Source organism: Dyadobacter sp. (genome assembly GCF_051859145.1).
GTDB lineage: Bacteria > Bacteroidota > Bacteroidia > Cytophagales > Spirosomataceae > Dyadobacter.
This window is the reverse complement of the sequence record NZ_JBHYGF010000490.1, coordinates 1-22,086: the sequence shown is the minus strand read 5'-3', so window position 1 is coordinate 22,086 and position 22,086 is coordinate 1. Positions and strand designations below refer to the sequence as shown.

Annotated in this window: 16 protein-coding genes; 3 read left to right on the top strand and 13 right to left on the bottom strand. The window is 45.3% G+C overall.

Annotated features, from left to right (window positions below):
• Window positions 1–1,105: RagB/SusD family nutrient uptake outer membrane protein (locus tag ACTIE6_RS22610; protein WP_439558788.1), on the bottom strand; the 1,105-nt coding region annotated here is incomplete at its 3' end.
• Window positions 1,106–1,116: 11 nt separating this feature from the next.
• A complete protein-coding gene (locus ACTIE6_RS22605) occupies window positions 1,117–4,353 on the bottom strand; it encodes a SusC/RagA family TonB-linked outer membrane protein (RefSeq protein ID WP_439558787.1) in 3,237 nt (1,078 codons plus the stop codon).
• Window positions 4,354–4,739: 386 nt separating this feature from the next.
• Between ACTIE6_RS22605 and ACTIE6_RS22600 the strand changes: the two genes are divergently transcribed.
• Window positions 4,740–6,647 carry a gliding motility-associated C-terminal domain-containing protein gene (locus tag ACTIE6_RS22600; protein WP_439558786.1) on the top strand — a complete coding sequence of 636 codons (1,908 nt, stop codon included), beginning with the start codon at window positions 4,740–4,742 and terminating at the stop codon, window positions 6,645–6,647.
• Window positions 6,648–6,662: 15 nt separating this feature from the next.
• Here ACTIE6_RS22600 and ACTIE6_RS22595 read toward each other — a convergent pair whose 3' ends face one another.
• On the bottom strand, window positions 6,663–7,046 hold the full coding sequence (locus tag ACTIE6_RS22595) for a helix-turn-helix transcriptional regulator (protein ID WP_439558785.1): 384 nt from the start codon (window positions 7,044–7,046) through the stop codon (window positions 6,663–6,665).
• Window positions 7,047–7,285: 239 nt separating this feature from the next.
• Window positions 7,286–8,101 (bottom strand): 2,3,4,5-tetrahydropyridine-2,6-dicarboxylate N-succinyltransferase, encoded by an 816-nt coding sequence (locus tag ACTIE6_RS22590; RefSeq protein WP_439558784.1) that lies wholly within the window; start codon window positions 8,099–8,101, stop codon window positions 7,286–7,288.
• Window positions 8,102–8,500: 399 nt separating this feature from the next.
• Between ACTIE6_RS22590 and gap the strand changes: the two genes are divergently transcribed.
• Complete coding sequence (gene gap / locus ACTIE6_RS22585) at window positions 8,501–9,514, top strand: type I glyceraldehyde-3-phosphate dehydrogenase (RefSeq protein ID WP_439558783.1); 1,014 nt, start codon at window positions 8,501–8,503, stop codon at window positions 9,512–9,514.
• Between the two features lie 57 nt (window positions 9,515–9,571).
• On the opposite strand, the gene trmB is transcribed toward gap, so the two are convergent.
• The 7 genes from trmB to ACTIE6_RS22550 form a co-directional block, all read right to left on the bottom strand.
• On the bottom strand, window positions 9,572–10,231 hold the full coding sequence (trmB, locus tag ACTIE6_RS22580) for a tRNA (guanosine(46)-N7)-methyltransferase TrmB (protein ID WP_439558782.1): 660 nt from the start codon (window positions 10,229–10,231) through the stop codon (window positions 9,572–9,574).
• Between the two features lie 10 nt (window positions 10,232–10,241).
• Window positions 10,242–11,537, bottom strand: a complete 1,296-nt coding sequence (locus tag ACTIE6_RS22575) for a bifunctional folylpolyglutamate synthase/dihydrofolate synthase (protein ID WP_439558781.1) — start codon at window positions 11,535–11,537, stop codon at window positions 10,242–10,244.
• A gap of 6 nt (window positions 11,538–11,543) precedes the next feature.
• Window positions 11,544–12,470, bottom strand: coding sequence for a hypothetical protein (locus ACTIE6_RS22570; protein WP_439558780.1), 927 nt, complete (start codon window positions 12,468–12,470; stop codon window positions 11,544–11,546).
• Window positions 12,471–12,556: 86 nt separating this feature from the next.
• Window positions 12,557–13,624 (bottom strand): SPOR domain-containing protein, encoded by a 1,068-nt coding sequence (locus ACTIE6_RS22565; protein ID WP_439558779.1) that lies wholly within the window; start codon window positions 13,622–13,624, stop codon window positions 12,557–12,559.
• A 30-nt stretch (window positions 13,625–13,654) separates the two neighbouring features.
• The gene (locus tag ACTIE6_RS22560; protein ID WP_439558778.1) at window positions 13,655–15,325 is read right to left on the bottom strand and encodes a TonB-dependent receptor; all 1,671 of its coding nucleotides are present in this window, start codon (window positions 15,323–15,325) and stop codon (window positions 13,655–13,657) included.
• 33 nt (window positions 15,326–15,358) lie between these two features.
• The gene (locus ACTIE6_RS22555) at window positions 15,359–18,376 is read right to left on the bottom strand and encodes a tetratricopeptide repeat protein (protein WP_439558777.1); all 3,018 of its coding nucleotides are present in this window, start codon (window positions 18,374–18,376) and stop codon (window positions 15,359–15,361) included.
• Between the two features lie 161 nt (window positions 18,377–18,537).
• Window positions 18,538–18,789 (bottom strand): hypothetical protein, encoded by a 252-nt coding sequence (locus ACTIE6_RS22550; RefSeq protein WP_439558776.1) that lies wholly within the window; start codon window positions 18,787–18,789, stop codon window positions 18,538–18,540.
• Between ACTIE6_RS22550 and ACTIE6_RS22545 the strand changes: the two genes are divergently transcribed.
• Window positions 18,790–19,848 (top strand): tetratricopeptide repeat protein, encoded by a 1,059-nt coding sequence (locus tag ACTIE6_RS22545; protein ID WP_439558775.1) that lies wholly within the window; start codon window positions 18,790–18,792, stop codon window positions 19,846–19,848.
• 1 nt (window position 19,849) lies between these two features.
• On the opposite strand, the gene menD is transcribed toward ACTIE6_RS22545, so the two are convergent.
• On the bottom strand, window positions 19,850–21,559 hold the full coding sequence (gene menD / locus ACTIE6_RS22540) for a 2-succinyl-5-enolpyruvyl-6-hydroxy-3-cyclohexene-1-carboxylic-acid synthase (RefSeq protein WP_439558774.1): 1,710 nt from the start codon (window positions 21,557–21,559) through the stop codon (window positions 19,850–19,852).
• A 67-nt stretch (window positions 21,560–21,626) separates the two neighbouring features.
• Window positions 21,627–22,086 (bottom strand): sigma-70 family RNA polymerase sigma factor (locus ACTIE6_RS22535; RefSeq protein ID WP_439558773.1); only part of this gene is annotated, 460 nt, incomplete at its 5' end.

The following is a 22,086-nucleotide window of genomic DNA, read 5'->3' as shown; positions in this document are numbered from 1 at the left end:
AGCGTATTACCGGCCAGTTGGTATTGGTACGACCGATGATGGTATGCGGATAATTGTATTTCGATACATAAGGAACGGGATACACTTTACCATCAAGCGTGAAACTCGTTTTAAGCGAAATATCCTTTCTCAGGTCACCTGTTTCGTAGGCTTCGATGATATCGTTGGTCGGAGAATTGCGACCGCCATTCGCACCAGCTGCATAGCCTGTGATCGCGCCTTTGGATACCCTTGGAGCAAACACATACTGGAAGTTGCTCCATTCGCCGAGGTCATTATCTCCCTGGTACTGTATCTCAAAAATGGACTCAACCCCATTCTTCTTGGCAGGCGCCGGGTCAAAATTATCTGCATAGTTGGCATTCAATGCATAGCCCATTGTGGTCACTTCCTTCAAAGTGGTAACTGCGTCGGCATATCTTTTCAGGGTGAGATAGGATTTTCCCAAAAGGCTCAATGCGGCCCCTTTTGTCACGCGACCCTTGTCTGCTGCACTCGCATATTTAACAGGCAATGAGGCAGCCGCTTCTTTGAGGTCTTTTTCGATCTGCGCCCATACTTCCGCTTGTGGCGACCTTACCAGGTCAAATGCAGGATCAGGGGTAGCCAATGTAGATGTTACGATCACCACATCTCCGAAGTACTGCACCAGGTTGAAGTACAGGTAGCCTCTGAGGAATTTCAGCTGACCCTCGATTTCCTTGCGCGGACCTTCGTCTATCGTCGCATCAGCCATTTTTTCAAGCGTCAGGTTGAGATTGTAGAGCGCCGTGTAGTAGTTGTTCCAAAGCGTTGCGATTTCTCCGTTGCCCGAGTTGACGGTACCGTACTCGAATGCCTCCCAGCCGCCAGCGCCACCTCTGTCCGAGGGGTTCAGGTCGATTGTGGTATTGTCCGTATAAAACTCACCGAAGAGGTAGCCCGTGTTTGTCAAGTTCTGAACTTGCCCGTACACACCATTCAATGCCTGTTTTACTTGTGCTTCATTCTTATAGAACACATCCACTCCCACTTTCGTCGGGTCGGTCTGGTTCAGGAAGTCTTCACTGCAGGACGATTGCAGGAGCCCGAGTGCTATGATTCCGATTATGATTTTGCTTTTCATTACAAATGTTGTTAGAAGTTCACTTTTATGCCGGCAGAGTAAGTTCTTGGAACAGGATACGACTCGTCATCGTTGTTGAGCTCTGTCCCGCCGCGCACGCCGGCATCAGGGTTATTTCCAGGATATTTCGTGATTAAGAACAAGTTGGCTGCATTGATGAAAATGCGCGCGTCGGACAATACTCCTTTTACCCTCGGTATGGTATAGCCGATTGTTACGTTTTTGATCCAGGTGTGGGTACCGTCGTAAACGTAACGTTCGCTGCTCTCGCGTGACCATTTAAAGTAGTCGGTACCACCTTGTGAATGCTTGTCTGACGGATTCGGGCCGGGATTCTGCGGCGATCTCCATCGGTCTTTTGCTTTTTCCAAAACATTGAACACACCGTCCATATTCATGGTAGAAGCTTCGATGTTTCTGTAAATGTCAAAATCGTAAGCGCCCATTAACAACACACTGAAATCAAAACCTTTGTAATCTCCATTGACAGTCCACGCCCAGTTGAACTTGGGATTCGGGTTTCCGATAATCGTCATATCCTTGGTATCGTAAGAAACAATCCCGTCAGGACCGCCGTCGGGTGCACCGTGCAAGTCGGCGAATTTCATAGCACCTGGCACAGCACCTTCCTGCAATGGCGCTTTGTTGATCTCATCCTGCGTATTGAAGATACCCAGCTTGCGGTAACCGAAGATCATACCGATCGGTTGTCCAACCTGCTGGATGTTATAACCGCCATACTGGCTTCCCTGTAAAATGAAGTCGTTCTGTCCTCTGATCGCAAGTACCTTGTTGCGGTTAATGGTCAGGTTGGCATTGGTACGAAGGTTAACCTGTCCCACTTTGATCCGGTAATTGGCAGCAAACTCAAAGCCCTGGTTTTGAACTTTACCCAGGTTTTTCAAGGTAGAAGTAAAGCCGGATACCGCCGGAATGCTGTAACCAAGCAGCATATCATCGGTGATCTTTTTATAGTATTCTAATGTAAATACCAGTTTGTTGTTAAATGTGGCAAGGTCCATTCCTACATTCAGCTGGTTTGATTTCTCCCACGAAAGCTGCGAGTTGGCAAAGCGCGTCACAGTTTTACCGGAAGCAAGGGAGTTGCCCAGTACGTAGTTGTTAATCCCAAGGAATGCAAGACTAGCGTAGTTACCATCGTCGCCGGAATTCTGTCCCACACCAAAGTTGTTATTGGCGCTCACTGCATAGCTGTTGTTACCTGTCATACCCCAGCTGGCGCGGAGTTTCAGATCGGTCAGCCACGCAGCTTTTGGAATGAAACGTTCTTCCGAAATTCTCCAACCCACAGAGGCCGCAGGGAAATTACCAAACTGGTGTCCCTCGCTGAACCGGGAGCTGCCTTCACGACGGATCGAAGCCGAAAGCAGGTACTTATCTTTAAATGAATAGTTGGCGCGCGCCATGTAAGCAAGCATGGTCCATGTTCTTTCCATGGAATTGGAAGAGCGGATTGTCGCATTACCGAGGAATGGGGCCAGATCATCAGGGAAGGTGTTACCGCTTCCGTACAAACCTTTCACTGTCTCCTGTTGAGCAGTGTAACCCAGCAGTGCGTCGAAATGGTGATTTTCGCCAATGTTGAGATCGTAGGTCAGCAGTTGGTCAGCAGCGTAGTTACGTAATTCTTCCGAATCGTCGCGCTCTGTGGCGATCCGCGGAGGCGCGCCGTTGCTGCCTGTTGACACTGGCAGACCAATTGTGGAAGGGACAAATTCTTTGTACCTGTTGTAATTGATCTTCGCATTCAATGAAGAGCGGAACTTCAAACCCGGCAGAATATTCAGCTCTATGTACCCGTTGGAAAGCACATCTGCGATATTCCTGTCGCGGTTGATATTCTTCAACATATATAAAGGATTGGGAAAGCCGAATACATCGCCCACTCCATTATAGAAAGGGATCAGATCCCCTTTTTCATCGTAAGCAGGGTAACGCGGGTCGGCGATCAGGGTGAGACCAACTTGGGCATTACGTCCGTCGGTACTTGCCAGGCTGGACCTGGAATAGCTACCGGCTATGTTTACGCCCATTGTAATAAACTTATTTACATTTCCCATCAGGTTGGTACGGATAGAGGCGCGGTCGTAATCCGTGTACTTCAATGCGCCTGCTTCTTTGTAATAACCCGCTGAAATGACCGACTTGATCGGGCCAGAGCCGGACGAAAGTGTTACGTTCACGTCGGTGTAAGGTGCATTGTTATGCAGGATCAGATCAAACCAATTGGTTGAATACTTGGTTTGTTCAGGATAGCGGAAGTCCATCGGGATTTCTTCTATGGTTGGGTTCCGCTTGTTGGCTAGCAAAAATCTACCTTCAAAAACCTCCTTTTTGAACTGCGCAAAGTCCTGTCCGTTTAACACCTTGGTCTTGCGCGATTCAGGCACATTCTGCACACCATAATCAACGGAAATATTAAGAGAAGTTTTTCCTTCCTTAGCTGACTTGGTTGTAATCAATACCACACCATTTGAACCTCGCGCACCATAAATGGCGGTAGACGCAGCATCCTTTAAAACGGAGATCGTTTCAATGTCATTCGGGTTGAGGTTTTGTCCGGCTGAGATACCCACCGGGAAACCGTCGATCACGTACAATGGATCACTGCCAGCTCCGAGTGAGCTGATACCACGTACTTTAACCTCGAACTGCTGACCAGGTGTACCGCTTTTTTGCTTGATAATCACACCCGGGGCCTGTCCCTGAATCATCCTGGTCACATTGGATTTGGGAACTTCACCAATGTCCTGGATATTGATCACCGAGAGTGCAGAAGTAATGTCGCGCTTGCGCTGGGTACCGTAGCCGACCACTACCACTTCTTCCAATGCTTTGGTGTCAACTGCCAGTTCTACATCAATCGCACTTTGATTTCCCACTGTAACATCTTTCGTCAGGTAGCCTACAAAAGAGAAAACCAATACGCTATTGCCCGTTTCGGGTACATTGAGCGAGTAGCGGCCGTCAGCGTCGGAGACAGTTCCTGAGCTGGATCCTTTGATAATCACACTTACGCCAGGGAGCGAGAGGCCTTTCTCATCACTTACTTTGCCCGTGATCGTTCTGTCCGCAGTCGCGTGAATTCCAGGGTTTAGTCCGGTATGTGCATTGATTTCTGCGTTTGTCACACCGGTAAACAGGATACCCATGAACACTTGCGGCAACAGTACTCTCGGAAGCACTTTCAGGCAGGTGTCACGATTCAATAGTCGAGGTAGATGCATAGTTTAGGATTGGGTTAGTTGAACTGTTGGATTTGTTTGGACACGAATGCATTTGTGAATGCTTTGGAACATAGAAAAAGAAGGTTTAGTGGATAATGAAAAAGGAAAACCTGTTAATGCCCCGCAGTGGCCGGAGTAAAAACAGTGGGTTATGATGAAGGTGGATTGTACTTAATAAATGCAATTTTTGATTCGAATTGTGCTTTAATTCTGCAATAGTATCCCGAATAGTACCGGTCACTGTCCTGTTCTGTCCGGTAAAAACCAAAAAGTGTATGAAAGGAACAATTAATATAATTTGACCTTGAAATACCGTCTCGGCTAGTGCAGTATATTCCTGGTACTGACTAACTTTAAGGAAAGGTAACTGTTGGAAATTAAGGCGTATGGGACGAACTCTACCACTATTTGGGTTGATATTAACACTGCTACTCGGGCTAACATCGTTAGTTCAGGCCAATCACATTGTCGGTGGGGAGTTGCAGATGCTGCGGGTTGGAAGTACCAGTACCTATCAGATCCGGCTGATCCAGTTTTGGGACAGTAACAATCTTGTTATTCCCACCGCAACAACTGGGGGTAACCGGGACGAATCGGCAGATATTTACTTCTACGAAAAGCGCACAAACCGCCTTATGGCCAGTCTTAAAGTGCGACTCCAATCTACCAGCCCGATTGCCTATCAGAACAAAGCCTGCGCAAGCAGCAGATCGCTTAATACAAGTGTGGGCGTTTATAGTGGTCAGATAACCCTTGATCCAAGCCAGTATAGTGACGAAGAAGGCTACTATATTGCGTGGGAACGCTGTTGCAGAAATGGCGATATCAATAATATAGTGGGGCCGGGAGATAACGGTATGGTGTTTTATCTCGAATTTCCGCCCTTGCAAATCTCCAACTCCGCCCCCGCGTTCGTCGAGCCGAACGGGCAATACATTTGCGCCAATGCGCCATTCAGTATGAATATGAGCGCCACAGACAAAGAAGGTGACGAGCTCCGGTATTCGTTGGTAGTACCCTGGCGCGGCGCTACCACCGGGAATTCACCTTTCGGAAATGCGGCGGCAAGGAGCCCCTACCCGCCTGTAACCTGGGTCGACGGTATTTCGCTTTCCAATGTGATTCCCGGCCCGCAGCCGCTGCACATCGACAATGCAGGTAAGTTAACAGTGACCGCCAACCGGACCGGCCTGTACGTTTTTGCAATTCAATGCGAAGAGTACAGAAACGGCAAAAGGATAGGTCTGGTAAGAAGAGATTTTCAGCTGTTGGTGATCGACTGTAACAATGATTTGCCCACGCCGCCTGTGATCACGATGGGATCCGCTCCTGTGGAAGAAGTCCTGTTCTGTCCAGACGGGCCGATCGAACTGAGAACCGAAAGCTCGGCAGATTGGTCTTACCAATGGCAGCTGAATGGGCTCAATATCCCGGGCGCTACCGGTTCGAGCATGATGGTGAAGGATTCAGGTAACTACACTGTTGTGAAAAGCTACACCCGCATTTGTTCCAGGGACACCAGCTCGCTTGCAGTCAGGGTTCGTTACGCTGCTCCGATTGAAGCCAAACTCACGACCGACGCGCCATCTTTCTGTAAAGGTTCTTCCATTATGATGTATGCAAATGGCGGTAGTGTGGCCGCTGATCAGGTGCTTATGTGGAGAAAAGGAAATGCGCCTCTTGCCGGAACCAATGCAACCATTGAGATATCGGAGCCGGGTAGCTATTCTGTTGAGATAACGAATGGGATTGAAGGCTGTCGGGGCAGCGATACGATGATGGTCGCCCAGGAGGAAATCAAAGTGACAATGCCGGCTTCCAAAATGATGACGAAAGGTTCAAAGTCAAACCTGCGCCCCATTATCTCGCCACCGCAGCCTGACGCTACTTTCGAGTGGGGACCGGCTTACGAAATGCGCTCAGCAAACAGCGACGAGATAGCCATTGTTTCGCCGCTTGTAGATACAACCTACACCGTAACTGTAACCAGCGCTTCCGGCTGTACTTACCAGGCCAGTACGTACATTAATGTAATCGAACAAATGTACATTCCAACTGCATTCTCGCCTGATGGTGACGGTCACAACGATACTTTTGAAATAAAGAATGCGCGTGACCAGATTGTTGAGGTACGCATTTACAACAGATGGGGCGAGGTGATTCACTTGTCAAAAGGCTATGAAACGCCCTGGAACGGTCAGTACAAAGGCGGCGCCGCGCCGGCCGGCAGCTATCCTTATGTAATCAAGACTTTTGACCAGGAAGTAGAAGGTACTGTGCTGTTACTAAAATGAAAGCAGGCAACTGACTTACTTCTCCTGAAATTCCTTGTATGTCCCGTCTGTGTAGAAGATTATCATTCGATCCACCCGTTTTTCAGGTACAGGAGCTATCGGCTTAGGTGCTTCCACCGGTTTTTCCTGCGGCTGTGCTGCAACAGGAGCTTCTTTCTTTATCGTCGATGAAGGTTGTTCAGGCTTTGATTGTGGCAGCTCATTTTCATCGAGAATCCAATCTAGTCCCAAATCGGGATACCGTTTAACAATCTTCTGTACCATTTCTAAACTGGGTTTATTGCGCCCGGCTAGAATGTGCGACATGCTGGAACGCTGTACCCCGATTTCATCCGCAAAAATGGAGGGCGAGAGTGCCTTATCAGCAAGTATTTGCTTGATCTTATCGCTTAGTGTCATTTGTAAAATCGTCTACATTGGAATTCTTACAAATGTAATTCACAATCATCAATCCTCTGAATTTTGTTTGATTTATAATTGTAACCAACATTATTTATTACTGTAAACTATTTAAATGTACAAATGTAAATGAGTGTGAAATTAATGATCTGATCGACTTTCAGGTTTGTAGAGGTGTAAACACAAAAAAATACGGCACCATTGCCGGCGCCGTATTCATAAGATATAAGGAATCTCAGTTAGATAGCTACCTGATTCTCTCTTAATGCATCATTAAGTGAGGTTTTCAAATCCGTGCTGGCCTTTCTCTTTCCAATGATCAATGCACATGGAACGTGATAGGTACCTGCTGCGAACTCTTTCGGCAATGTTCCGGGAATTACAACCGAGTCCTCTGGAACAAATCCTTTGTATTCAACGGGTTCGCTTCCTGTTACGTCGATGATCTTCGAGCTGCCGGTAATTGTCACACCAGCACCCAATACTGCCCTTTTACCCACGTGTGCGCCTTCTACCACAATACAGCGCGAGCCGATAAACGCCCCATCTTCAATAATGACCGGTGAAGCTTGTACAGGTTCCAGTACCCCTCCTATTCCAACGCCACCGCTGAGGTGAACATTTTTGCCGATCTGCGCGCAGCTTCCCACAGTCGCCCAGGTGTCGACCATTGTGCCTTCATCTATATATGCGCCAATGTTGACGTATGATGGCATGAGCACAACACCTTTTGAAATGTATGCTCCATAACGAGCAACAGCCGGTGGAACCACGCGAACTCCGAGTTGCTCATAGCCGGTCTTCAATTTCATTTTATCATGGTACTCGAATATTCCCAATTCTGTTGTCTGCATTTGTTGGATTGGGAAGTAAAGGATAATCGCTTTTTTTAGCGCCTGGTTTACTACCCATGTACCATCAGCTTGCGGCTCAGCTACCCGAAGCCTACCCTTGTCAACTTCTTCGATCAGATCTTTAATGAAATTCTTCGCGCTTTCTTCTTTTAGAAGTTCCCTGTTCTGCCAGTAATTCTCAATAGTCTCAGCAACTGTCATGTTAAACTAATAGATTAATAAAATATAATAAATGTATTGATAATTAAGCACTTATAATCAGAAACGTAATTTCGTTGGCCTGCATTTGCCATATTAAATATTCCTGTTGCAGGCTCGTTATAGCACATAAACAGACAAGTGTTCGCCTAAGTGTATATTTTAACAAAAGTAAACATTACAAGATAAGAACAAAATAAATAACTACTATTAAAATTAGTAAAATTGATAACGAAATTACTAATAGAATTGGTAAAAACCACCGATCTTACTAATTTAAATAACTAACGAGTTCTTTATTAAATTAGCCTTAATCCATATTTAACCTCAATTTTCAGCCTTATTCTTTAAATACACGCTGATTTTCGTATTTTTGCCCATAATTAACCAATCAAATAAGATATGTCTACAGTTAAAGTCGCAATCAATGGTTTTGGCCGAATCGGTCGCCTCGTATACCGCCAGATCTACAATATGGAGGGTATCGAAATTGTCGCCATAAATGACCTTACCAGCCCAAAGGTTCTAGCACATCTACTTAAATACGATACAGCACAAGGACGGTTTGACGCAGAAGTTAAATCAACAGATAACTCAGTAGTTGTTAACGGTGAAAACATCGTGATCTACGCACAACGTGACCCTGCTCAAATTCCCTGGGCATCACACGATGTTGACGTAGTTCTTGAATGTACCGGTTTCTTCACCAGCCAGGAATCAGCAAGCGCTCACATCAAAGCTGGCGCTAAAAAAGTTGTTATCTCAGCTCCTGCAACAGGTGACCTGAAAACAATCGTTTTCAATGTAAACCACGATATTCTTGACGGTTCTGAAACCATCATCAGCGGCGCTTCTTGTACAACCAACTGTCTTGCTCCGATGGCGCAGGTTTTGGAAGAGAAATTTGGTATCGTTAATGGTTTGATGACAACAATCCACGCTTACACTAACGACCAGAATACGCAGGATGCACCACATCCAAAAGGAGATTTGAGAAGAGCGAGAGCTGCTGCACAGAACATCGTTCCAAACAGCACAGGTGCAGCAAAAGCGATCGGTCTTGTACTACCTTCATTGAAAGGCAAACTCGACGGTTCCGCACAACGTGTTCCTACACTCACAGGTTCTTTAACCGAATTGACAGTCGTTCTTGGTAAAGAAACAAGCGTTGAAGAAGTGAATGCAGCTATGAAAGCGGCAGCAAACGAAAGCTACGGATACACAGAAGATGAAATCGTGAGCAGCGATATCATCGGAATTACCTATGGTTCACTTTTCGATGCGACTCAAACAAGAGTTCAGAAAGTGGGCGATACACAGCTCGTAAGAACTGTTTCATGGTACGACAATGAAATGTCCTACGTTTCTCAGCTGGTAAGAACAGTTAAATACTTCGCAGGATTGATCAACAAATAGTCCTGATCAAATAACAAGCGAAAAGGCCCGCTGGAACATTTCCAACGGGCCTTTTTATTATAATAGAATGGCTTTAATGTATTTGATCGTGTAACCTTTGCCTGTGAAGATCGTCTCGTAGTGCGTCTTTACTCCGTGATGATCATCCAGCAAAGTGGATTGATACAAATCGTCGGTATGTTCCAGAATTTCATACCTGGGCGAATTCTTCAATGTTTCCAAACTGTATTCATACAGGAAAGTGCTGTCTGTTTTCAGGCAAAACAATCCGCCAGGCTTGATAAAGCCGGCGTATTTTTCCAGAAAATCCGGGTTGGTTAATCTTTTAGGCTCATCTCTCTCGCGGACCTGCGGATCCGGGTGGATCAACCAGATCTCGCTTAGTTCATTTTCTTCAAAGAATTCATGCGAATACTGAATTCCGCCGCGGAGAAAAGCCACATTCCTAAGATTTAATTCTGTGGCCATTGCACTTCCTCTTGCAATCCGGTCACCTTTAATGTCCATTCCGATGAAGTTTTTCTCGGGGAATTTAATTCCAAGTCCTACCGTATACTCGCCCTTTCCACAGGCCAGCTCGACGACGATCGGGTTTTCATTATTAAAGTAAAGTTTGTTCCAATTACCTTTTATCTCCTGATAAAGCGGTTTTCCTGCTTCAATTACATTATCGGCCTGCGCACTAAAATTGTAATGATATAATTTCCTTCTTGTCATTTTATTTCAACTATAATTGATCCAGGTCGGCGACCACGAAAGTGCTGCCTCCAACATAAATAATATCTTCTTTTGAGGAAGCTTGTAATGCTGCCTTCAATGCTTCGTTCACATCGCTATAATAATTACCTATTAACCCGAAGCTCGCAGCTGTTTCTTTTAATTCCGCTGCATTTAATGCCCGCAAATTCGAGGGTGCACAGAAGTAATATGTAGCTTTCTTAGGGAAAAGTGCCAGCATTGCGGAAATGTCTTTGTCTTTTACAAAGCCAATCACAAAGCGAATTTTAGCGTGTGGAAGCGACTGAAATTGCCTTATCGTGTTTTCCAGTCCGCCGATATTGTGGGCAGTATCGCAGAAAACGCTCGGCTCCGTTCCAAGTTGCTGCCAGCGTCCTTTAAGTCCCGTCAGCCTGACCACAGCGCTTAATGCAGACGAAATCGCTTCCTGACTAATGGAAAAACCTTTGGCATTTAAAACCCTCAACGTAGTCAAAACTCCGGCCAGGTTTTTGATCTGATAAGAGCCGGTCAGGTCTAAACGCAGGCATTGTGAAGCACCTTCATCAGCACTCTTCAGTCTTACATGCAGTTTGCCGCCAGCCAGTTCTGATTTTTCAACAACAAATTCTCTCTCTCCAAAGTAAAGAGGCGCTTGCAAAGCATCGGCTCGATTAATAAAAACATCACTTACGCCGTCTTCCTGGAACTCGCTGATCACGACAGGCACGTTGTTCTTGATAATGCCCGCCTTTTCACCAGCGATTGCTGCAAGTGTACTCCCGAGATATTGTGTGTGATCAAGACTTACATTGGTGATTACTGATACAACCGGCGTAATAATGTTCGTAGAATCGAGCCGGCCGCCCATTCCCACTTCAATCACGGCAACATCTACATGTTGCTCTGCGAAATAGGAAAATGCCATTGCTACGGTAACTTCGAAGAAAGAAGGACATAATCTATCGATGTTAGATTTTATGTCATCGGTAAATCGAATCACAAATTGCTCGGTGACGCATTCTCCATTTATTCTGATTCTTTCTCTGAAATCTTTCAGATGAGGAGAAGTATACAAGCCGACCTTGTATCCTGCTTGTTGCAGCACTGCTGCAAGCATATGCGATGTACTGCCTTTACCGTTGGTACCTCCTACATGAATAGTTGGATACTTAGTTTGCGGATCACCCAGCGATTTACAGAGCTCCTGAGTAGTACGAAGGCCCGGCTTAAAAGCACGGGCCCCAATATTCTGAAAAACCGGTAGTTTGCTGTAAAGAAAGTCCAGCGTCTCCTGATAGTCCATTACTTATTACCTCGAACGGATTTTGAATGTGATCGTGCCGACAGATTCGTCAGGAACGTTAGACGATTTTGGGATAAACGTAAGATCTCTAACCGCGTTTTTGTACTTGTTTACCACGGAATAATCGGTAACCGTCGTGCTCGCAGTTACAATATTCTTAACCCTGCCGTTTTTATCAACGGTAATCTTGAAGGTAATATCTCCGGTAGCATCCGAATTATCGTCTACAACGGGTCTTCTGGCCCACCCCCAGCCTGATAGGTTCAGACCTACCGCCGTGCCACCTCCGCCGCCTTCACCTTTATAGGTCTTGGCAAACAAACTTCCACTTTTCGAACCTTTGTCTCCAACACCGTCGGCATCGTCTCCATTGTTATTTCCTCCAACCCCGCTCTGCGTTCCATTGGTACCATTACTTCCTGATTTGCTTCCGGAAGATTTTGAAAACAATGCATCCCTGTTAATCGCCTTCTCGGGAGTCGGCTTGGCAGCAGGAGCAGATGAATTTTCACTTCCGCTTGATTTCTTAACGTCAGTCTTCTCCGGCGCTTCTACCGGGCTCTCTACCTTGGATGCAATCACAGGCTTCTCTGCGACCGTTTTCGTTGGCTTTGGTGACTCAATTTTAGGAGGAGTCGGTGGCGTCGGCTTTGGAGTAGCTACCGACTTTACCTTCTTGACCTCGTCTGCATCAGCACGCATATTCTGCGCTACCTTGCTGTCATTTGGTTTATTGAAGGTTTGTATATCGCCTTTCCCAACCTTATCGGTACCGTAGTTTACTTCTACAAACAGCTCCATTGGCTCCACCTTGGGCAAGGAACTGTTCAGCCGGATAAAGAAGAATAAGCCCAGCATGGCTGCGGTTATCCCAAAGGACCAGGCCCATGAAACCGCAATTCTCTGACGATCCTCCGCTTGTAATGTAATCATTGACGCTAATTGTTATTTCCTCGAAAACGTAAATTTAGGAAAATTCGTATGCAACAAAAAAGGAAGCCAGAAGCTTCCTTTTTCATTTATTTGTTTGTTTTAGGCTTAAAGACCCAGCCTTCCTGACCTATAATGGATTTCAGCCGAACGGATGCGCGGTACGCTTCCTTTTCAGTGTCAAAGCTGTCGATAGCAACTTTCACCTTGGTGCTGGATCTGTTTCCTGGTATAATCAATGCATCTTCAAATCCCTTCTCACGCAAGTCAGCCAGCAATACATTCGCCTGTTTTGAACCTTTGAATGCGCCCGCGATCACGTAGAATTTCGATGATGTATTTTTAACAACCTCGACAGGCGCAGGTGAGACCGACGCGGCAGTGGACGAATCAACTTTGGCTGGTGCAATGTTTGCTACTTCCGGCTTACTTGAATCTTCTTCAACAACGACAGTCTCATTATTTGCTGCAGGAGTAGGCTCTTCAACAACTGATTGCTGCTCCTGTGGCACCTCGCTCCTGGAAAACATCTCCTTGAACGGATTTAATGTACTTTGAATATCCGAGTTCTGGGAATTAACGAAGAAAAAGCTGAGCCCGCAAAGCAAGGTTACCACCGCCGCCGCAGCCCAGGGTCTCCAATTGATTGATTTAACCTTTTCGTCCTCGAACTCGATTACTTCGACTTCATTTTCTGTGGCAAATGACTGCGGTACTGTTTTCGCCGCAACCTGCTTGTTAAAGTGCTTTACTTTAACTTTCTCGAAACCGTACCATTCATCTTTAAAGTACTTTTCCGTTTTCGGCTCAAATACAAGCTTACCTTCCACATTCTTTCCAAACTCTCCAACACCTGCGATGACAGCCTGTCCATTCGTGTCGAGCTCCTGACGTAATTTGTCGGTATAAGCTTTAACGTAATCTACTGCCTCCGAGTGGGTGCACTTTTCCTGCCGCGAGATGTAATTGGCAAGTAAACCGTCATCCAGTTTAAGGTACTCATTAAACGCAAGCTTCTTCGCCGGAGGCGAAAAGAAGCCCGAATTGCTATCGTAAGCAGCCGCAATGTGATGCGACAAGAGCGCACCGAAACCAGGTATGATTACAAATTCGTATTCGCTGATAAGTTTTCTTAATACCGTTTCAACTGCGATCATGAAGCTCTTTTTGGAGTTAACCCGACGAAGTTAAAAAGAAAATGACAATCCTCCAATAAAGTTCAGCCCCTGCTGAGGGTAGTATTGATAACGCTGGTACTGCTTACCCAACACATTGTTGAGTGCCACAAAAGCAGAGAAGTTCTTGGTTAACAGGTAGTCAATCTTGAAATTCAGATCAGCAATTACCGGCAATTTGGTCACGACGCCACTTTGAAAATTTTTCGCTTTTAAACCCCTCAAAACATAAAAATCAGAGGTTACAAACAGCTTTTTACTTATTGTTAGCGCATTGAACCAGTTTACAGTAAGATCAGGCCGGTGCCACGCATCCTCCACTTTCGACGACATAGCATAGTCGAAAAAGTTAGCTTTCAAAGAGGTTTTGAATACATCATTGAAATTGTAACCTGCCTGTGCCGAAATCGTCAGCACCTTTGTTTTTCCCGGGTCATAAATGATCGAGAACCTGGAAGTATCCGCCAGTGAGTTGTTAAAGTTGTAGAAGTTCCGATAGCTGGTATACGCCACTTTACCTTCATAGTTCAAGCCACCGCTCACTTCACCTTTCACGCCGGCGCTTATCTCAGATGTTTTCTCCGTATTTACAATCAGCACGTTCGGACCAAGCCATTGATTTTCCGCCAGCATACTTCTTAAAGTATTTCTAACAATATCTCCATTCCAGCCGGCGAAGATATGCAAACCTGTAAATGGGGTTACGTCCAGGTTTACGGCGGGGAATGCTTTTGTCTTGTTGATGTTCAGCTCCTCGTCTGTCTCGTTAACAACGTTAAGTCCGGCCGAAACGGAATAAATATCCGTCACATACTTGAATGTAGGCTGCACCCGGAACAGGTTCCGGTTATAGGTAAGCTGATCAACCCGCTGCGAAATGAATGCATCTGCTTCAAGCAATGCATAGAAGCTCTCGCTGATCGGCACGGACGCATTCAGCTTTGTTCCCCAGTCCAGCTCAGACGCGCTGTACCGGTCGCGTAGTGTATTCAGACTCGTTTTAACAGAATAATCGACAAGTACAGAAGCATCGGTATTTTCGAACCCGAGGTTCACCCCAAACTGATTTACTGTTTGTCTGATCGTGTCACGGTCAACAACAATTCCTTCCGGCTGCGGTTGATAACCGTAGAAGTAGTAATTCTTGCGATCATATTCCAGACCGGCGTCCATTTTATATTTACTCCGGATATACTTTCCACCAATCTTGATGTTTGTGGATGCATTAGCGGAATTTTTACCATCTACCGGACCATTTGCCGCTGACAAATGCTTCAACTGTGTCGTAAATGCAAGGTCCTCTGCGGGGCGACCACCTACAAAAGCTTCTCCGAGAAAACGGCCATAGTTACCCGCACCTAATTTCACGTAGTTATTTAACACATCCTTTTCATCCTTCTCCTTCTGATCAGACGTGGCGGCTACGGCGGGCGTAAGTTTAGGAGAAGAAATGTTTATCTGCGGATCAATGATCTCGTAAGACACTTTCTTCTTTCCCGTCTCGCCTTTTACGGGTTGTACTTTATCAAATACCCGGTTAGCCGGGGCAAATTCAATGCTCTTTTCTTTTACAATCTCATAAGTCTGACTTTCGATCTCACCGCGCTGGGCAAGTGCCTGAGAGAACGTGAAAGCCGAAGCTATACTTGCGATAACAATTCGCGATGCTTGCGTTTTAATCATTTGTACCAATATTTTTTGTTCGACCGGAGTGGACTATTTCAGTTTCTCAATTTGGGTTAGCTTTTCTTTGGCCAGCTCTACAGCTTCCTTATCATCTGAATTTTCAATGATAGAGTTTAATGTAGCTTTTGCCTGACCAATTTCATTCAAGCCAGCGTATACATCTGCCAGCAGGATGAATGAACGTGCACGCCAGTAATCGTAACCTTCAAAGGACTTACCCATTTCAATAATGGCAGTCTCAGCCTCCTTGTATTTCTTCTCCTTGTAAAGGATCATTGCTCCCCAGTAGCTTGCCTCTGCGCCAAATTCATCTTTTGAGGATTTGGCAATTTTACGAAACTCCTCTGCTGCCTTTGTCAGATCACCTTTCTCGTACGGAACTTTACCCAAATAAAGCTGCGCCTTGCCTAGTCCACCAGGAACTACATTTCCTACGTTGATGACCTCTTTGGCATAATAAAGGGTAGAATCGTAGCTTTTCAAGGTATAATAGGTATCCATTAGACCGATCCAGGCCTGCGTCTGCTCTTTTTTGTTTTCCGAGTTCCGTAACAGGATTCTGAAATTGGTTACTGCATTATTATAGTTACCTCGTCCAATTTCCAATTCAGCCGAACGCTGGGCTGAAACAGCCACAAAAGTTGATTTATTATCCTGAACCACTTGTCTGTATCCTTGTAGCGCCTCATTTACCTGGCCTAGTTTATCATAAGACGAAGCGATAAAGTAGTTCGCATCAAACTTGTGCTTGCTGGCCGGGTAGCTTGACAGAAATCCTTTGAGAGCTTGAATCGCATTGTCGTACTTCTCTGCATAGTACAGGTTACGCACGTTGTCGAACTCAACTTCTTCGAGCTTCTCATTACCTGGATTATTTTTCCTGACCACTCCAAGTACCTGTGTAAACTCCTCAGGTCTGCCCACTGCGGTATAACTTTCCTGAATACCTTCCAGAGCACTGCTTGCAGAAGGAGACTCCGGATGTTCGGTCAGGATCTTACGGAAATCAACGATTGCTTGTTCGTATACCTGCAGATTATAGTAAGACTGAGCCCGGCGCAGCAATGCAGCAGGAATCATCAAACTTTTAGGCTGCTCATTGATCATGCGCGTGAAACCTTTCACAGCAGCAGAGTAACTCTGATTTTGAAAATCAATATCGGCCATCTGGAAGTACGCATCATCCAGGTAACGAGATGAAGGATATTGGCTGATCAGCAGTTCAAATTGCCTGCGTGCCTCAGCTTCGCGGTTCATATATACATAAGCCCGTCCCTTCTGGAACATCGCGTAATCCTTATCGACCTTTCCCTTAGACGCAACCTGCTCATAAGTGCGTATCGCCTCATTGTAGTTCTTCGCGGCCAGGTAGCAATCCGCCAGCCTTGAATGCGCATCTTCAATCATCTGCACATCCATTCCCTCGATATTGGATGTGAACTCTTTAAAGTAGGGCAGCGCCTGGCTATATTTTTTCTGATTATAGTAAATGTATCCCAATGCATACAGACTCTTTCGGGCATAAATACCGGCCTTCGGATTCTTGGAGATCTGCGTGTAGAGGGAAGCAGCTTCATCTACTCTTTTCAATGCATATACTGACTCCGCTTTGTAAAACAATGCAGAATTAGAAATCTCGGGATCAATGGGCACTTTCAGGGATTTATCAAACATGGCTATTGCCTGATCAAACTTTTCCTGATTAAAATCGATGACGCCCTGGTTGAAGGTAAGCCTCTGATAGGTACCATTGATTTTAGCATTGCGGGAAGATAAGCCTTCAATGTATTTAATAGCCCCCTGGCTGTTGCTCGCATTTGCATAACCTTCTGCGATCAGCTCAGTAGTTTCCTCCCTATGCTTGCTGTTTGAAAATTTAGTAAGAAAGTTGGTGAACTCTTTAACTGCTTCTGCATTGTTGCCTGTTTCAAGCTGCACTTTCGCGTGGTTATAAGAAGCTTCTTCTTTAACAATCTCATTGTGATCTAACCCAGCTGCATTCCCGAAGGCTGTTAAAGCATTACTTAAGGAATTCGTCTTTAAGTAGCTGATTCCTAAGAGATATGAGGAGTACTGCGAAACAGAATCCTTGCCCGAACTTACCGGCTTTAAAGTAGTTATCGTCGCCTCGTAGTTGTTGGTTCTGAACTGCGAATGGCCATAATGGAGAGCGACCGCTGGTGGCATAGTACCAGCCCTCATTCTCTTGTACCGATCGTATGCTTTAACAGCCGCAGCGTAGTCACCTTTTTCGTAGTAAACTTCTGCAACGTAAAGAGCAACATCGTCCAGCTTGGTATTTCCCCTTTGTTGAGCAAGGATCTTTTCTCCGTACTGGGTCAGCTGATCAAACTCTTTTAGTTGGTAAAGAGAAGAGATAATCCAGTTCGGTGCCTCGTTTTTGTAGTAAGGATGTGTTTCAACCCTACGGAAATCTTCCAGAGCAACATCAAAGTTATTTTTCTGGTAGTTAATTACCCCCGCATAAAAAGAAGCGTCTCCTGCATTGGCGAAAGAAGCATCCATTTTAACCTGATTAAAAAGCGGTAATGCAAGATCCGGTTGTTGCGTGTTGTAGTAGGACATAGCAAGCTGGTACATGCTTTCCGTCTTCATTACCGCACCGGTTGGCGCTTCAACAGCCTTTTCGAGATAAGTTATTGCCTTATCATAATTCCCTGAGTTGAAGTAATAGCGCCCCAAATCTCCGTAAACCTGCTGTGCTTTGGGATGTTCCGCATGATTTTTAACAAATCGGTCCACCTGAATTTCGGCTTCCGGGTAGTTCAGATAAAGTCCAGTAACAGCGACATAATATTCCGCGGTCACTTTGTTATAATCACTGGTGCTCAGCAGTTTGTTCTGTGAGCTCAGGAATTGCCCAAACTCTTGGCGAGCAGCCACATAATTCGACTTTTCGTAGTATTCCAGACCGTTCCGGAAGTGAGCCTCGGGCTCAGTTATAGTCAATGTATTCTGCGCTGACACGTATGTTGTGCCTGCACATAAAAGCAATCCGAACGCCGAGGCGCTGCGTTTTAATACCATAGAAGCTGAGTTGGTGGAGTTTTGAATGAATTTAATGCGATGGACCATATCTTTATATAAGATTACCTGAGCGCACAAATACCGCCTGAAATTGTTTGCTATCTAACGAAAAGCACATTAAAAGCGTATACGTGAACAGGTTTTGACGGGATTACAGTACGCTAAAATACTACATTATTGCGCCTCAGTGATGCGAAAAAGTCCTCCTGCATCGCATCAAATCTGGACCTGACCGAATCCATGAAAAGCTTGTCCAAAATTGACTCAAGTTCTTCTGCACGCTCTACTTCGTATTCGTCAATCTTGTAAGTCTGCTCAAAAAGTCCGGACTCAATTTTAATAATGTATTTGTTGTTCCACTGATAAAGCCCAATTTTGAACTCGGGATTTGCAATTTCCTTTATATACCTCATATGTTGTTAAAAAAGCCAGAAAACACGTTTGCTAAGCTTCAATCAGTATTAGCACTAATACTTTTAGCTACATTCTTTCTGCAATGTACCAGTCAAAACAAGAAAGATGCTGCTGATTTTTTCCTGAAAGCAAATCAGGCTCTAACTCAAAAGAACTATGCCGAAGCGGTCAGGCTATATGATGAAGCAATCTCCAAAAATGCAGATTTTTCAGACGCGTACCTCAATAAAGGAATAACTTTATTGAAAATGGGAAAGGCGGATGAGGCTTACGAGGTTTTGACAAAAGCTACCCGCATTGATCCTACACTGGTACAGGCAAATCTCGTCAAGAGTGAAGCGGCCCTGCAATTGGGTAAATTGACCGATGCAGCAGAGTATTTGAAAGCAATCGAAAAAGACTATAAGGATTCTGCCCGCTACTTTCTGATTAAAGGAGATGTGCTCGCAGCTCAGGGAAATGATGTTGCTGCAATCTCCGACTACGATAAAACAATTTCACTGGAAAAGGGTAACGTAGAAGCATATGTGAACCGCGGTGCTTTGTATTATCGCATGAGGTCCTACCCTGCTGCCAAGGCTGACTTTGAGAGTGCGCTTACGCTTGACGCCGCACATCCTCAGGCACTCAATAATCTAGGTTTGATACTGTCCCGCGAGAAAAACTGGAATGCAGCTCTGGCTTGTTTTGACAAGGTGCTGGACAGGCAGCCTGATGATGCATATGCATTAAACAACAAGGGATATGTGTTGTTGAATACAGGTCTGGCCGACAAGGGAAAGGCATTGATCGAGCGCTCACTTGACAAAATACCGGGCAATGGGTATGCACTACGTAACCTGGGTATTTACTATTCGCAAAAGAACGAATTTGAAGAAGCATTGAAGTATTATTCCAAAGCTATTGAAATTGCAGAGCCCGTGGAAATGCTCTACGGGCTCGCAGGTAATGCATATTATAAACTTAAACAGATGCCCGAAGCTTGCAGGATCTGGAAGCAGGGTATTGTACTTAAAGATACACTCGCTACTGAGTTTGCGGCCCAGTATTGTAGGTAACCTAAACCCGCCTCGACTTCAAAGCTTTCCAGGTTCGGCGATTTTCTTCCGGATCTGTAAAGATTTCCAATAAGCTGATGGTATTTGAAGCAAGAAACTCTGCTATGGTAGATTGCATTAATGCAATGTCACGCAATTCGAAGTATGCAATATTGGAATCCTCGCAAGTCCGCTTTGCTGTAAATGAATGTCTGGTCTCGAAGTATTCGCCAAGTTCAGGCAGACCGGCAGGTCCGTCGATCATTCTGAAAATATTACCTCCTGCATTGTTAACTACCACGATCTTCAAATTATCAGGCAGGTGTTGGATCAGCAGACCATTTCTATCATAAAGAAAACTCACATCGCCGACAATCAGGAGTGTAGGTAAATTGTTCACAAGTGCAGCTCCAACAGCTGTGCTCACACAACCGTCGATTCCGCTGGTACCTCTATTGCAATAAAGTCCAAGGCTGCTCTCTACACCTAATGCATTAGCGTATCTTATGGCCATGCTGTTACCTATATGCAGCTGAGAATGGCCATTGATCGCGTGAAATATGAAATCTATCGCTGTTAGATCATTTAACGAACTTAAATTATGAATATATTCCTGCTTCCTGCGGCGTATTTCATATTCTTTCTGCTGCCACAAAGCACCATAAGCAGTATCATTTTGAATGTCCGAATTCTCGACAAAAAGCTGATAGTCAATCTTCTCGAACAAGGTTTGGAAGAAGTACAGTGGCTCAGCAGGTATTTGGCGGGTTAGGGATTGTATTGGATCGGCTAGAAAAGAATCCTGTCCAATGTGCCAGTGCTGTGAAGGTCTATTTTTCCTTAGGAAGAGCTTCAATTCTTTTGATACAAGCGACAATCCGAAAGTAATCAGCAGATCGGGTGCAAGATTTTCATCTTCTGCATTACCCAGGAAGAGATCGTGATGGCGAATGAAGAGCTCACTTCCGTACAGATTGCTGATACAATCTCCTACAACGGGCACATTCCATTCTTCTGCTATTTGCGCAAGTACTGTGCTTAATTCCGGATCCGGATTGTGCTGCCCTCCTACGATCAAAATGCGTTTGGCGGAGTCAAGTTCGTCCAGTAAGGTATTCCACAGATCAATCGGAATCATCTGATCAGCAACTTCCTGTTTTATGATTCGGATATTTGCTGATTGTACAAATTCTTCCTCCTTTGAGGGATAAAATGGCTCACGAATCGGAACATTGATATGCACCGGCCCATTTGGATTGGTCCCGCTCAGGCTAATCGCTTCATTCACGATCCGGTTAATAGCCCACACGGCATCCTTATGCCCATAGTCAGACGGAAGTTCGAAAGATCGTTTTACATGCTTACCATATATTTCGTTCTGGTAGATGGTTTGTCCGTCGTACTGGTGTAGCCAATCCTTGGGTCGATCTGCGGTGAGTACAAGCAACGGAATTTGTTGAAAAAAAGCTTCTGCAACACCAGGAGCAAAATTATAGGCTGCGCTCCCGGAAGTACAGATTAAAACTACCACTGACTTTGTTTGCTGCGCTATTCCCAGTCCAATAAAGGCTGCGGAACGTTCATCCATGCAGACGTGCATCTGAAAACCGCCGTGCCTCGCAAAAGCGAGCGTCAATGCGGCGCTTCTTGATCCTGGTGAAACTACCGCGTGCCTGCTTCCGTGTGCATAGCAAATTGCCGGAATGTCAATCAAAGGTTGTAAAATGGCCATATGTAAATGAAAATAGCCTCTTGAGGAGGCTATTTAAATAATTATTCAATATGAATGCATTGAAAGCTTAACCAAGATAAGTTTTAAGCGCTTTGCTTCTTGATACGTGACGTAACCTTCTGATTGCTTTTTCTTTGATCTGGCGCACACGCTCACGGGTAAGATTGAACTTCTCCCCTATCTCCTCCAAAGTCATTGCATGCTCTCCATTCAGACCGAAGTACAATGCAATCACGTCAGCTTCACGCTGGGTCAATGTGCAAAGTGCTCTCTGAACTTCCTTACGCAAAGACTCATTTACAAGCCCTGAATCCGGCTTGTCTTCGAGATCATTCTCCAAAACATCCAGAAGGCTATTTTCCTCACCCTGAACAAACGGTGCGTCCATTGATACGTGACGACCCGAAATTTTCATGGTATCTACCACCTCCGAAGATGATATTTCAAGAACTTCCGCCAATTCTTCGGGTGAAGGCTCGCGCTCGAAACGCTGCTCTAGTTCGGAAAAAGTCTTAGAAATCTTGTTC